Below are 14,181 nucleotides of genomic sequence, written 5' to 3'. Positions count from 1 at the left end.
TAAAACGGGAACCGACAACAGTCGATTGTTAATATTGCTACAGCCTATTTAAAGATATAGGCAAATCTATTTCTATCATCAGGTATTCTAACCATCCCGATAACTATCGGGAGAACTACCAGACCAAATTTTCAACCTCCCTTTCGGAAGACCCCAACAACAGTTGGGCAAAGTGAAAAATTGTTATTATACATTTTGGGACTACTCCCTTGCCGTATTAAGCGGTGGCAAATATACCACTCCATTTCATTTCCGCAAACTATTTTTTTAAAAAAAATTAATTAATTGCTTTGAGTCATTTATCTCAATCGCTACTTATAAAATCATACTTGTGAAAACTGCAAACTGCAACCTGCGACTGAACACTGAACACTGAACACTGAAATCATCCAAACTTCTGTCGCTCCACTAAATAGGTTGTTAAAATCTTATTGAAACTTTCGTTGATATCAGTGAGGACGTACTTAATCCTGTATTGGGCACAACGCATTTGAAGTTCCTTAAAATAATCCGAAACCGCCTTTTCATAATTTTCTTTGATGTTATCGGCATATAGGTTTACATATTCGCCTGTTTCAACATCGACAAAGCGTTTGGGACGATTGCTGAAATCAAAATTTACTTCGCGTTTTTTATCGAAAGTGTGAAAAAGGATTACCTCGTGCTTGTTGTACTTTAAATGCTGAAGCGCCTCAAAAAGTTTTTCGGCTTCGGCATCACTTTGGAACATATCTGTAAAAAGAAAGACCAAGGAACGGCGTTTCAATTTTTCGGCAATTAAATGAAGGTGCTCATAGGTTCTGGTCTGCGATTTTTCTTCGGAAGAAAGCAAGGCCTCATTCAACTTTTGAAGCAACATTTGGTGGTGGCGCTCACTGCCTTTTTCCGAAGCATAAAAATCATAATCATCACTGTAAATACTCAGCCCAACAGCGTCGCGCTGGCGTTTCATCAAATTCATGATGGCCGCCGAAGCTAAGACTGAAAACCCAATTTTGTTCAACGAGTTTATATTGAACTGCTTCAGCTTTGGATAATGCATCGAGCTGCTGTTGTCAACGATCAAATGGCAGCGCAGGTTGGTTTCCTCTTCGTAGCGTTTGGTATAAAGTTTATCGGTCTTGGCATAAAGTTTCCAATCTATATGCTTGGTGCTTTCGCCATTATTGTAAATTTTATGCTCCGCAAATTCCGCAGAAAACCCGTGGAACGGACTTTTATGCAGGCCAGAAATAAAGCCTTCCACCACTTGTTTTGCAAGCAGTTCCAAGTTTTTGAAACCCGTAATCTCGTTTATTTCTTTTTCAATATTCATCCTGTCACCCTGAGCGCTCCCGATAGGTTTCGGGACGAAGGGTCATTTATCTTTTTTCAATAATCAAGGATTATTCTCCCTTTTTCTTCAGAATATACCTATCGGCCAGATCGCCTTCAATGGTATTCCCTTTCATATCCAACATCCACAATTGGTTTTCGCCAACTTTAAACTGAAAATCTTCGCCCTCAGATCTTAAACGGATCTTAGTACCGGCTTGGTTCCATACAAATTCCCCGTTCTGCGTAAATTCATTCTCATTATCAGACTTGCCTAAATACGTTTGCGAAAGTGTAAAGGTTTTGTCGCGCTTCAGTTCCAAAACGGTTTTGATTCCCTCACAATCCGCACAGGGGGTAGTGCCTTCGTAAATTCCGGCCCAATCAAGGGAATTTTCGGAATTATGTGAATCAACAATAGCCGAATCTCCAGTTTCTATAGGTTCCACAGAGGGAGTGTCCTTTTTTTCGCCATTCTTGCAACTTACCAATGTGATTGCTGCAATTACAAATACGAATGCTGTTTTTTTCATTTTTTAAATCTTTGAAGTTTTTAAAATTTTAGAAAAGCTTTCCTCGGCCTTATCCCTCTTTATCAAATATTTTCACCTTTTGCAGTTTTTGGTCTATTCACAAAAAAATTATTCCTGTTTTTTCTTGAGAATATAAAAATCCGCCAATTCGCCGGTAATCAGATTGCCCGACATATCCAACATTGTCAACTGGTTTTCTCCAACCTTAAATTGAATGGTTCCATCCTTGGTTTTTAGAATAATTTTTGAACCCGTTTCGTCCCAAGAAAAACTGCCTTCTTCCCCCATTTCCTTTTCTTTTTCTTCGTAGTCGCTTAGATAGGTCTGAGACAGTATAAAAGTCTTGTCCTTTCGCAGTTCCAAAACGGTTTTGATTCCCTCACAATCCGCACAGTGCGTGGTGCCTTCATACACTCCGGCCCAATCCAACGAATTTTCTGAATTGTGTGAATCTACAGTAGTTGAATCCACAGTTTCCATATTTTCTTCCGAAACGGCTTCTTTCTTTTCACCGTCTTTGCAACCCACCAAAACGAGGGCCGCAATCCCTAATAATACTGCTAAGTTCTTCATATTTAAAAAATTTTTGGTTTTACAATTACGTTACGCTATAGTGGTTTGGTTTTTTATTTTAAAATTTTATCTACGATGCCATACTCCACAGACTCCTCCGCGCTCATCCAGTGGTCGCGATTGAAATCCTTCATCACTTTTTCAAATTTCTGGCCGCAATTTTCGGCTAAAATACGCGCGCTGATTTCTTTTGTTTTTAAAATTTCCTGTGCCGTAATTTCTATATCACTGGCAACGCCTCTTGCACCACCACTTGGCTGATGGATCATAACACGGGCGTGCGGCTGGATAAACCGTTTTCCCTTTTCGCCAGCGGAAAGCAAAATGCTTCCCATGGAAGCTGCCAGACCCGTGCAGATGGTTGACACCGGACTTTTAATTTCACGCAGTGTATCATAAATTGAAAATCCTGAAGTAACATAGCCACCGGGGCTGTTTATGTAAAATTTTATTTCGTCGTGGCTCAAAGCATCGAGGTACATTAGCCTGTCCACAACGTGGCGCGCACTTTTGTCGTCCACCATTCCCCAAAGGAACACTTTGCGTTCCTCCAGTAATTTACCATCTATTCTATCCTGTACTTTATTTGTTTTTTCCATAGTCATGCCCGCGAAGGCGGGTATCATTTTAATTCAAGTTCAAAATTTGTTTAAAGAGACCCCGCTATTCAGCGGGGTTAGTTCAATAACGTAAATCTGCGATTTACTATTTCACTAAAATAACAAAAGGCCCAGCAATGCGCCAAGCCTTTTATTGTTTAATTTTTCTTTTTTGAAATATTTTATAAAAGTGAATCAATCGCTTCAGCATAAACATTCTTTGGAGCAACGCCAACTTGACGGCCCACTACTTCGCCATTTTGGAATACCAAAACGGTCGGAATGTTTCGCACGCCATATTTTGCGGCAAACTCTTGGTTTGCATCCACATCTACTTTTCCTACTACGGCCTTGCCTTCGTATTCCTTACTTATTTCTTCAATGATGGGGCCTACCATTCGGCAAGGTCCGCACCAGGCTGCCCAAAAGTCAACCAGTACCGGCTTGTCACTCTTTAAAACCGTTTCTTCAAATGTTGCGTCTGTTATTTCTAATGCCATAATCTTTGTTTTTAATGATTGTCAAAAATAGTTAAATTTTATTCGATTTGCCGTAGTGTTAATATATGTTTAGGAAATGATTGTATTGGTTATTTCTATTGTCAATTCAACTTATAATGCAGCTGCTCCCTATCCAGTTCGTCCAGCAATTCCTTTGATATGTTTATTTTATGTTTTCTACTGGGCATTGTGAGATGTATTTTTTCCTCATTTTCATAAACCACAAAAAACAGCTGCTTTTCACCTTTGTGGGTTTTTACAAGGTTTTTAAGCGAATCTATTTTTCCTTCCTTTACGTCATTCAAAGGTATGGTGATGGTCAACTTTTTGCCATGGGTTTCCATCACGTCATGAAGCAACTGAATGCTGTTGTATTGAAGTCGCGGCTCGCCCTTTTTACCAGTTTCGCGATTGGTCCAGCCTTCTTTCACAAAAACACGCCCATAAATAAAGCTATTCGGAACCAAGAAATGGCGCCACTTTAGATACTCTTCCCCAAAAATTTTGAAATCGTAGCTGTCCTCATAATCCTCCACGGTGAAAATGGCCCAGCCCTTTCCAGCCTTTGACTCCCTGTGCTGCACATCGCTGACCACGCCGCCGAAACACAGTTCTTTATTGAGATAATCCTCCAAATGGTTGAAATGCGAAACCTTGCAATTGGTAAAGCTTTCCATTTCAATTCTGAAATCATCCAGCGGATGACCTGAAATATAAACACCCACCACTTCCTTTTCCTGCTTCAGCTTTTTCATGGTGCCCCATTCCTCGCAGGGCGGAACTTCGGGTTCGGGGATTTGCACTTCGCTGGCATCGCCAAAAAGACTTACCTGTGAAGAATTCTGCGTTTCCTGATATTTTGCCGCATAGCGAAGTACTTTTTCAATAAACATCACTCCATCGCCATCGTCGTGCAGGTATTGTGCACGATGGGTTTCAAAACTGTCGAAACCGCCTGCAAGTGCCAAATTTTCAAAAGCTTTCTTATTTGCGGAACGCAGGTCAATCCGCTTCGCCAAATCAAAAACCGATTTGTATTTTCCATCCTTTCTGTTTTCAACAATCGTTGCCACGGCACTGCTGCCCACGCCTTTTACGGCGCCCATCCCAAAACGAATGGCGCCTTGGTCGTTTACCGTAAATTTGTGGAAGGATTCGTTTACATCGGGACCCAAAACGGTCAATCCCATCCGCTTGCATTCGTCCATAAAAAAGGTTACCTGTTTTATGTCGCTCATATTATTTGAAAGCACCGCTGCCATATATTCCGCGGGATAATGGGCTTTTAAATAAGCCGTTTGATAGGCAATCCAAGCATAGCAAGTAGAGTGCGATTTGTTAAAAGCGTAACTCGCAAAGGCTTCCCAATCCTTCCAGATTTTTTCAAGTTTTTCGGGGTCGTGGCCTTTTTCGGCGGCCTGGGCTACGAACTGCGGCTTCATTTTGTCCAGTACCGCCTTTTGTTTTTTTCCCATCGCCTTTCGCAACTGGTCTGCTTCACCTTTGGTAAAACCAGCCAACTTTTGCGACAAAAGCATCACCTGCTCCTGATAGACCGTGATTCCGTAGGTTTCCTTCAAATATTCCTCCATTTCGGGAAGGTCATATTCAATTTCCTCCTCGCCGTGTTTCCTGCGAACAAAACTGGGAATGTATTCCATCGGACCCGGACGGTACAGCGCGTTCATCGCAATCAAATCTGCAAAAACCGTGGGTTTCAGTTCCTTCATATATTTCTGCATCCCGGCAGATTCATATTGAAATATTCCTACGGTATCTCCCCTTTGGAATAGCTCGTAGGTTTTTTCATCGTCGAGCGGAAAGTTATCCGGATCCAGATCAACGTTGTGCTTGTGTTTTACAAGTTTTACCGTATCCTTTATAAGCGTCAAGGTTTTCAGACCGAGGAAATCCATTTTTAAAAGGCCCGCACTTTCCACCACCGAGTTGTCAAATTGTGTTACGTACAGATCGGAATCCTTTGCCGTGGCAACGGGCACAAAATCGGTAATATCGCTGGGCGTAATGATTACACCACAGGCGTGGATACCCGTATTGCGAACGGAACCTTCCAATATTTTCGCTTGGTTTATGGTTTGGGCTTCCAGATCACTTCCTTCGGAAAGGTTTAAAAGTTCATTTACCTTCGGAAGCTCATCACTTCGGAAACGGCTTCGCAATTCCGCATCGCTCAAACCAAAAATTTTGTTCAGTTTAGTCATATTTGGAACCAATTTCGAAATACGATCGGCTTCATTCAACGGCAAATCCAAAACCCGTGCGGTATCGCGAATGGAGGATTTTGCCGCCATGGTACCATAAGTGATAATCTGCGCCACTTGGTTGCTGCCGTATTTGTTGATTACATAATCCATAACCTTGCTTCGGCCTTCATCGTCAAAATCGATATCGATATCGGGCATACTCACACGGTCCGGATTTAGGAAACGCTCAAAAAGCAAATCGTACTTAATCGGGCAGATATTGGTAATTCCCAAACAGTACGCCACGGCGCTTCCCGCCGCCGAACCACGGCCCGGCCCAACGGAAACGCCCATTTTTCGGGCTTCCGCAATAAAATCCTGCACAATCAAAAAGTAACCGGGATAGCCCGTGTTCGCAATTACTTCCAACTCAAAATCGAGGCGTTGCTTAATTTCCTTTACGCGCTGCGATGCATTTTCGGGAATTTCAAAATCGGTCAAGGCTTCGTAGGAAACCTCCAATAATTCCGGGTAGCGTTTCTTGGCACCTTCGTAGGTTAAATGGCGCAGATAGGCGTTTTCGCCACGCTTGCCGCCATCGATATCCTCGGGATTCAAAAATTCCTGCGGTATGCCGAAATTGGGCAGCAAAACATCGCGGTGCAAAGAGAAGGGCTGGATTTTTGAAACCACTTCCTCAATATTCAAAATGGCTTCGGGAAGGTCCTTGAACAAAGCCTTCATTTCATCCTGCGATTTGAAATAATATTCCTGGTTTGGCAAACCGTAGCGATAGCCGCGGCCACGGCCAATGGGCGTTGCCTGCTTTTCGCCATCCTTTACGCACAGCAAAATGTCGTGGGCGTTGGCGTCTTCCTTCTTTATATAATAGGTGTTGTTGCAGGCTACGATTTTTACATTGTTACGCCGCGCCATTTCAATAAGCACGTCGTTTACACGCCTTTCATCTTCCTGATTGTGGCGCATAATCTCAACATATAAATCCTCTCCGAACTGTTCCTTCCACCACAGCAAAGCTTCTTCGGCTTGGTTTTCGCCAATGTTCAAAATCTTTCCGGGCACTTCGCCGTAGAGGCTTCCCGTGAGAACGATAATGTCCTCTTTGTATTTTTCAACTATATTTTTATCGATTCGCGGCACGTAATAAAAACCCTCGGTGTAAGCGATGGAAGCCATTTTTGCCAAATTGTGGTAGCCGTTTTTATTTTTGGCCAGCATCACGATTTGGTAGCCGTTGTCTTTATGGTTTTTATTTAAATGGTCCTCGCAGACAAAAAATTCACAGCCAACAATTGCTTTTATGGGTTGTGGGGGATTTTCATCTTCTTCATTTTTGGGCAAATCCGCAAGTGATTTGTTGTAATTGGCGACGGCCTGCACAAAGTGGAATGCGCCCATCATATTGCCGGAATCGGTGAGGGCGACGGCGGGCATGTTGTTTTCAACGGCGGCATTTACCAAATCCATCGTGCTGGAAGTGGATTGCAGAATGGAAAACTGCGAGTGGTTATGAAGATGAACAAAAGGTGCATCCTCCAGCGTGGCGATGTTTTCCTTTAATTCTTCGGAAGAAATTTGCTCGGTATCCGAAGCGGCCTGCATTTGCTTTCGGATACTGTCAGAAGTCTTTTTCAGATTTATATGCTCCAGCCCAATCAATTCAATGGGCTGTGGGTTTTCTTCGGAAAAGTTTTCGAAGTAATCCGGCTGCACATCGAGTTCTTCCTTTGTAAAAATCTGGCGGCGCACCAATTCCAAAAAGCAACGGGTAGTTGCTTCAACGTCGGCCGTAGCGTTGTGTGCTTCGGCGAAAGGCTCGTTAAATAAAAACTCGTGAAGCTCAGTAAGAGTAGGCAATTTAAATTTTCCGCCGCGCCCGCCGGGAATTTGGCAAAGCTGGGCGGTGGTTTCGGTACAGGTGTCCAAAACGGGTAATTTGGGCAGTGGGTTTTCAATTCCCAATCGGAAAAATTCCGCGCCCATAATGTTTACGTCAAAATCTACATTTTGACCGACGATGAACTTGGTTTTTGAAAGTGCATCTTGAAATTTTTCAGCGACTTCTTCCAAGGAAATTCCTTCGGCCGTGGCCAATTCGGTAGAAATTCCGTGGATTTTTTCGGCATCAAAAGGAATGTTGAAACCATCTGGCTTCACCAAATAATCCTGATGCTCTATCAAATTCCCCATAGCATCGTGCAACTGCCACGCAATCTGGATACAGCGCGGCCAATTGTCGCTATCGCTTACGGGCGCATTGTAGCGTTTGGGAAGACCTGTGGTTTCTGTATCAAAGATTAAAAACATTGGAATTGAAGATTTTAGATTGACGATTAACGATTGTTGATTTCAGTATTTTGGGTTAAGAGCCGTGAACACTTAACACTTAACACTTAACACTTAACACTTAACACTTAACACTTAACACTTAACACTTAACACTTAACACTTAACACTTAACTGAGGAAGTAAAAATAGAAAAACCAACAGCTTTTGGGAAGTTAAATTATCACGAGTTGTTCACAATAAAAAAACCGCTTCCGGAAATTCCGAAAGCGGTCTTTTGGTCTTCTTTTTCAAATTATTAGGATACTACGGCTTCAAAGTTTTTGGCACTTTGCCAAGCGTTTTGAATGGTATCACGCTGCTTGGTCAGGATTTGCTGTGTGGTGGGCGGCAATGTAGTGTCTTTTATCACTTCATTGTACTCTTCAACAGCGGCTTTTTCACCTTTTTGGACTTCGCCTAAAATGGTTTCTTCATTGTTTGAAGAAAAGGCGGTTTCAATGTCCATCCAAGTTCTGTGGATTGCTCCTTTGGTGCTTCCACCTTTTTCAGGGGTTTTACCGTAGTTTTTGATTTCAGTCTTAATTTCGTGACCGAAGTCGTACCTTTTCTGGGCCTGTTCGTTAAAGAATTGCTTCAGTTTTGTGTTATCCACTTTTTCCGCAGCTTTCTTATAACCCTTTTCGGCGTCATAATTCTTCTCTAACAGTTCGTTTAATTTGTTCGACATTTTTTCAGTAAACTTCATAATCTCTTTCGTTTTAAATTATACAGTTGTTTTTCTTCAACATAATCACTCCTCTAAAGACAACTGTTCAACTTCATTCGGATATACCCTAATATACCATGAATAAAGGGGTTTCAACGAATTATTAACCTAAGTTTAGTGTAAATTAACAAGGTTTAACCTTTCAACGTGAAGAAGACCACGAAATGTTAATTGTATGTAACGTCAAACTGGCCCTCGGTTATCTCGGTCCTGTTTGTTATAAACGAAAATGTGCCTTTTATTGTTTTAGCGGTAGTATCATGCTCAAGAATTTTCACCAAACCTTCAGCTGTTGTCTCCGGGCCGTTAACACCTTGGAATTTTGCGGAAAAACCTCCCCGAGGCAAAGTGTATTCTCCGGGCTCCACATCTGCGGTTACTGAAATCAAAATAGTGGCATTTGCCGTGCTCCCCGAAGTTATTATGGTATTGCCCGTGTTTCGGGAAGTTACGGTTATTGGCAAAAACAGATTGCCATCAACTTTGGCTCTGAAGGCGCCCGCGTTGGTCGGGTCTATAATATCACCGCCCGAATAAGAGACGTTGTGCAAAGTCCCTTTTGAAACATATATTGTGTCTATGCCGGGAAGAAAAGCATTGAAATTGAAAATTCCGGAAATGGTTTTGTTCGCTTCGTTCACTTCCGAAATAGTTATCACGCCTTCCCCATTAGGTCTTGTCGTGTAAATATTTCCGCCAATATCTTCAAAAATGGCATAATTGGGGCGTCCTTCGGCAATGGTAAAATTTCCTTCGGCCAAGCGCGAAACATGCAGCGTAAGGGATTCCTCATCAGTAAACCCTTGAATGGTAAGGCTGCCGTCTTCATTTAAAGCTGCACGCGCATCTGTGGATTTGTAAAAATTGTTATCCACATTGGCTTGCAAAGCAACATCATTGGTTTCTATATCTTCACAGGAAATAAAGGAGAAAGCGGCTAAAAGAACAAATAGAATATTTTTCATCGGTTAAGGGTTATTTTAGGGATTTTGACAAATGTAAAATAAAAACTTTAATTGGTTGAATTTCAAAAAGAAAATATACTATCTTTGCCGTCCGATAAAAAGGAAAGGGTTGATGCGACCCCGGAAAAAATATCCGGGGTTTGTTCAACTTTCCATTTTAAAAGGGCTAACGCCGCTTTTAAAATGGAGTTTCACAAAATTATAACCGGGGTCGGGAACCCCAAAAATTAATTTAAATTATGCCTGTAAAAATCAGACTACAAAGACACGGAAAGAAAGGGAAGCCTTATTTCTGGATCATCGCGGCAGACAGCCGTAGCAAAAGAGATGGTAAATTCCTTGAAAAAATAGGATATTACAATCCAACAACCAACCCTGCACAGATTGACCTTGACGTGGACAGCGCTGTAAAGTGGCTTCAAAACGGAGCACAGCCTACAGATACTGCCCGTGCCATTCTTTCTTACAAAGGAGCTTTAATGAAGAACCACCTTGCCGGTGGCGTTCGCAAAGGCGCTTTGACCGAGGAACAAGCCGAGGCAAAATTCAACGAGTGGTTGGAATCTAAAAAAGGGTCTATCGATCACAAAAAAGCAACACTTTCCGAAGCTAAGGAAAAAGCAAAAGCTGAAAAACTTGCGGCTGAAAAAGCTGTGAGCGACAAACGTGCTGCTGATGCCGCCGCCGCTGCCGCTCCTGCAGAGGAAGCATCCGAGGAAGTTGAAACTGAGGCTGCCGAAACCGCAACGGAAGAAGCTCCTGCTACCGAAGCTGAAGCAACTGAAGCTCCTGCTGAAGAAGCTAAGGAAGAGGAAACTCCTGCTGCTGAAGCTAAGGAAGACGAAAAAGAAGCATAAATTTTAGATACCCGCCTGCGCGGGCACAAGCTATGCAAAAGGAGAATTGCTTCTACTTAGGCAAAATCGTTAGAAAATATAGCTTTAAGGGGGAACTGCTCATAAAACTTGATACAGACGAACCCGAACTTTTTACTGAAATGGAATCGGTTTTTGTGGAACAACGCAAAAACCTGATTCCATTTTTTATTGAAGAAAGCTCCCTCCACAAAAGCGAACTGTTGCGCGTGCGTTTTGAGGAGGTAAAAACCGAAGCCGAAGCGGATGCCTTGATTGGCGCACATCTTTATCTGCCTTTGGAATTTCTTCCAAAACTTACGGGCAATAAATTCTACTATCACGAAATCGTCGGTTTTACTGCCGAAGATGAATCTTTCGGAGAGATTGGTAAAATTACGGGCGTTAACGATACCACATCACAAGCACTTTTTGAAATTGACCGCAACGGAAAGGAAATTTTGATCCCGATGATAGACCATTTCATAATAAAAGTGGACCGGGAAACCAAGACCATACTTTTGGACGTGCCGGAAGGATTGATAGAAATGTACTTGTAATGGAGTGAGGTATGAGGTTTGAAGAGATTGGAATTCTATAAAATCACTAAAAATACATCACGTCATATACCAACTACATCCTACCACACACCACACACCTCATACCTCATACCTCATACCTCATACCAAAAATGAACAAACCTTTTAAATTCAAACAATTCACCATTGAGCAAGACCGTTGCGCCATGAAAATTGGCACAGATGGAGTTTTGCTGGGGGCTTGGGTTTCCATAAAAAACAATCCGTTCTCAATTTTGGATATTGGCGCTGGCACTGGCATTATCGCTTTGCAATTAGCGCAACGCTCCAACGCAGAACTGATTGATGCACTTGAAATTGACCCAAACGCCTATGAACAGTGCATTGACAATTTTGAAAACTCACCTTGGGGCGATCGGCTTTTTTGTTACCACGCTTCTTTGGAAGAGTTTGTTGAAGAAATTGAGGACAAATACGACCTGATTATTTCCAATCCGCCGTTTTTTCAGTCCCCCTCTGCCTTCGGCATCTCCCCCGAGGGGGGAGAACCCATAAATAATACATCAAGAGAATTGGCTCGGTTTAACGATGCGCTTCCTTTTGATGAATTGATTGAAAGTGCTTCCCTTTTGCTATCAGACACAGGTATTTTTGCGGTAATCATCCCTCGAAAGGAAGAGGAAAATTTCATAAAAATGGCTTCGGCAGTAAATCTTTTTCCGAAGCGTATTTGTAGGGTTCGCGGCACTGAAACTTCCGAAGAAAAAAGAAGCATGCTTGAGTTTTCTTTTGAAAAGATTTCTCCAAAAATTGAAAACCTTATCATTGAAACTTCACGCCACAATTATACTGAAGATTATAAAAAATTAGTTCAAGATTTTTATTTGAAGATGTAAACCTAAGTCTGATTCCGTAAGGTTTTATCTTCGAAAACCTATTTATTATTCAATTCAAGCGTTCTAAAATCTCATTGTTCAAAAAATAGGACTTATCAATATATTCTCCAGCTTTGTAATAAACATAGAAGGGATACCCCAATGAGCCGTCATTGCAAGTACCACACAATTCATTTAAGAAGGTATCATATTTGCGAGAAGCATTGAATAAATTACCCGAGGGATGTTTTAATGGATCAATAATCAATGGGCTATATTGGATGTTATACTTGTTTATAACAGTTGTCAATAACGAATCATTCGTTTCCCTATTTAGCATATCTACTACATAATAGACATCTGCATCCTGTTGTTCCAACAATGTTTGTTGATTCTCAATCTTTGGCATAAACTCTGGCACACCGGGACAACTTGGACTGGTAATGATAACAATCGCATTGTTTCCAGATTCCTTTATTTGTTTTTTTAAAGATTCTGCATCCGTGTAGCTGTAATGGCTTCTGTAATCTGAAGATTCATTATTTACTAGAAATATTCCGCCTATAACAATAAGTAATAAAAATATTCCAATTACGATCCCGATAATAATCAAGGCCTTCTTCATATCAAACAGTTTATAAATGAACCTATTAAATTTATGAAAATTTTTATTTCAAGAGTTAAAAAGAAAGAAGAAATTCCATTGAAACTTCACGCCACAATTATACCGAAGCGTATAAAAAACTAGTGGCGGAATTTTACCTGAAAATGTAGGTCTTTATGGTTGTGATTTCTACATTTGTATTCCTTTAAATTACTTATAGATGAAACCAGATTTATTCGAAGCTCCCGATTATTACAATCTTGACGAATTACTTTCCGATGAACACAAATTGGTACGCCAAGCTGCCCGCGATTGGGTAAAGCGCGACGTATCGCCCATAATAGAGGAATACGCCCAAAAGGCTGAATTTCCAGAACAGATAATCAGCGGCCTTGCTGAGATTGGTGCCTTTGGTCCGTACATTCCCGAGGAATATGGCGGGGCGGGGCTTGACCAAATTAGCTACGGATTGATTATGCAGGAAATTGAGCGCGGCGATAGTGGCGTGCGCAGTACGGCTTCGGTGCAATCATCTTTGGTGATGTACCCGATTTACAAATACGGCACCGAGGAACAACGCAAAAAATATTTGCCAAAATTGGCCTCGGGCGAGTGGATGGGCTGTTTCGGATTGACGGAACCAGACCATGGAAGTAATCCCGGTGGGATGACCACCAACTTTAAGGATAAGGGCGACCATTATCTTTTAAACGGTGCCAAAATGTGGATCAGCAACGCACCCTTCGCACAGGTTGCAGTAGTGTGGGCAAAAAACGAGGAAGGAAGAATCCACGGTTTAATTGTTGAACGTGGGATGGAAGGTTTTTCAACCCCTGAAACGCACAACAAATGGTCGCTCCGTGCTTCGGCAACGGGCGAACTTATTTTTGACAACGTAAAAGTCCCGAAGGAAAACCTGCTTCCCAATAAATCAGGCTTGGGGGCGCCACTTGGGTGCCTTGATTCGGCACGGTATGGAATTGCTTGGGGTGCCATTGGTGCCGCGATGGATTGTTATGACACGGCGCTTCGTTATTCGAAAGAGCGAATTCAGTTTGGAAAACCCATTGGGCAATACCAACTTCAGCAGAAAAAACTGGCCGAAATGATTACCGAAATCACCAAAGCCCAGTTATTAGCTTGGCGTTTGGGCGTAATGCGAAATGCGGGAACGGCAACCAGTGCGCAGATTTCAATGGCGAAACGCAACAATGTGGATATGGCAATCAACATAGCCCGAGAAGCAAGACAGATTTTAGGCGGAATGGGCATCACTGGCGAGTACAGTATTATGCGCCACTCGATGAACCTGGAAAGTGTGATTACCTATGAGGGAACGCACGATATTCATCTCTTAATTACAGGGTTGGATATTACGGGGTTGAATGCATTTCAGTAAAAATATAAACTGATTTTTTAAGAAGCCGTCTCAATAATCTAATTGGGACGGTTTTTTATTTTTTGGTTGATGGCGATGATTTTTTGGTAATTTTAAATTTAGACGCAAAGTTGGCCTTTCTTAGGCACTTTTCTTTCTTAAATTGT

The 14,181-nt window shown here is 42.0% G+C and carries 13 protein-coding genes; 4 read left to right on the top strand and 9 right to left on the bottom strand.

Annotation, left to right across the window (positions count from 1 at the left end; genetic code table 11):
- Positions 1-385: 385 nt before the first annotated feature.
- From POV26_RS10735 to POV26_RS10700, 8 genes are all read right to left on the bottom strand, one after another.
- Complete coding sequence (locus POV26_RS10735) at positions 386-1,315, bottom strand: DUF58 domain-containing protein (RefSeq protein WP_272856470.1); 930 nt, start codon at positions 1,313-1,315, stop codon at positions 386-388.
- Positions 1,316-1,385: 70 nt separating this feature from the next.
- On the bottom strand, positions 1,386-1,847 hold the full coding sequence (locus POV26_RS10730; RefSeq protein ID WP_272856469.1) for a copper resistance protein NlpE: 462 nt from the start codon (positions 1,845-1,847) through the stop codon (positions 1,386-1,388).
- A gap of 108 nt (positions 1,848-1,955) precedes the next feature.
- Positions 1,956-2,420: a copper resistance protein NlpE gene (locus POV26_RS10725; protein ID WP_272856468.1), complete on the bottom strand. Its 465-nt coding sequence runs from the start codon at positions 2,418-2,420 to the stop codon at positions 1,956-1,958.
- Between the two features lie 53 nt (positions 2,421-2,473).
- Entirely contained in the window at positions 2,474-3,019 is a 546-nt protein-coding gene (locus POV26_RS10720) for a ClpP family protease (protein WP_272856471.1), read from the bottom strand.
- A gap of 182 nt (positions 3,020-3,201) precedes the next feature.
- Positions 3,202-3,519 (bottom strand): thioredoxin, encoded by a 318-nt coding sequence (trxA, locus tag POV26_RS10715; RefSeq protein WP_045081305.1) that lies wholly within the window; start codon positions 3,517-3,519, stop codon positions 3,202-3,204.
- Positions 3,520-3,620: 101 nt separating this feature from the next.
- Positions 3,621-8,051, bottom strand: a complete 4,431-nt coding sequence (gene dnaE, locus POV26_RS10710; protein WP_272856467.1) for a DNA polymerase III subunit alpha — start codon at positions 8,049-8,051, stop codon at positions 3,621-3,623.
- A gap of 277 nt (positions 8,052-8,328) precedes the next feature.
- The gene (locus POV26_RS10705; RefSeq protein WP_272856466.1) at positions 8,329-8,778 is read right to left on the bottom strand and encodes a ferritin-like domain-containing protein; all 450 of its coding nucleotides are present in this window, start codon (positions 8,776-8,778) and stop codon (positions 8,329-8,331) included.
- A 188-nt stretch (positions 8,779-8,966) separates the two neighbouring features.
- On the bottom strand, positions 8,967-9,764 hold the full coding sequence (locus POV26_RS10700; RefSeq protein WP_272856465.1) for a DUF6252 domain-containing protein: 798 nt from the start codon (positions 9,762-9,764) through the stop codon (positions 8,967-8,969).
- 239 nt (positions 9,765-10,003) lie between these two features.
- Here POV26_RS10700 and POV26_RS10695 point away from each other — a divergent pair, with 239 nt between their 5' ends.
- The 3 genes from POV26_RS10695 (at position 10,004) to POV26_RS10685 (ending at position 12,053) form a co-directional block, all read left to right on the top strand.
- A complete protein-coding gene (locus POV26_RS10695) occupies positions 10,004-10,621 on the top strand; it encodes a 30S ribosomal protein S16 (protein WP_272856464.1) in 618 nt (205 codons plus the stop codon).
- A 32-nt stretch (positions 10,622-10,653) separates the two neighbouring features.
- A complete protein-coding gene (rimM, locus tag POV26_RS10690) occupies positions 10,654-11,178 on the top strand; it encodes a ribosome maturation factor RimM (protein ID WP_272856463.1) in 525 nt (174 codons plus the stop codon).
- 131 nt (positions 11,179-11,309) lie between these two features.
- Entirely contained in the window at positions 11,310-12,053 is a 744-nt protein-coding gene (locus tag POV26_RS10685; RefSeq protein WP_272856462.1) for a tRNA1(Val) (adenine(37)-N6)-methyltransferase, read from the top strand.
- Between the two features lie 49 nt (positions 12,054-12,102).
- On the opposite strand, the gene POV26_RS10680 is transcribed toward POV26_RS10685, so the two are convergent.
- On the bottom strand, positions 12,103-12,657 hold the full coding sequence (locus tag POV26_RS10680; protein WP_272856461.1) for a hypothetical protein: 555 nt from the start codon (positions 12,655-12,657) through the stop codon (positions 12,103-12,105).
- 199 nt (positions 12,658-12,856) lie between these two features.
- Between POV26_RS10680 and POV26_RS10675 the strand changes: the two genes are divergently transcribed.
- Positions 12,857-14,035 carry an acyl-CoA dehydrogenase family protein gene (locus tag POV26_RS10675; RefSeq protein WP_272856460.1) on the top strand — a complete coding sequence of 393 codons (1,179 nt, stop codon included), beginning with the start codon at positions 12,857-12,859 and terminating at the stop codon, positions 14,033-14,035.
- Positions 14,036-14,181 lie beyond the last annotated feature (146 nt).

The sequence above is a fragment of the Aequorivita todarodis genome (genome assembly GCF_028561335.1).
In the GTDB taxonomy this organism is placed as follows: Bacteria; Bacteroidota; Bacteroidia; order Flavobacteriales; family Flavobacteriaceae; genus Aequorivita; species Aequorivita todarodis.
This window is presented reverse-complemented; position numbering and strand designations above follow the sequence as displayed.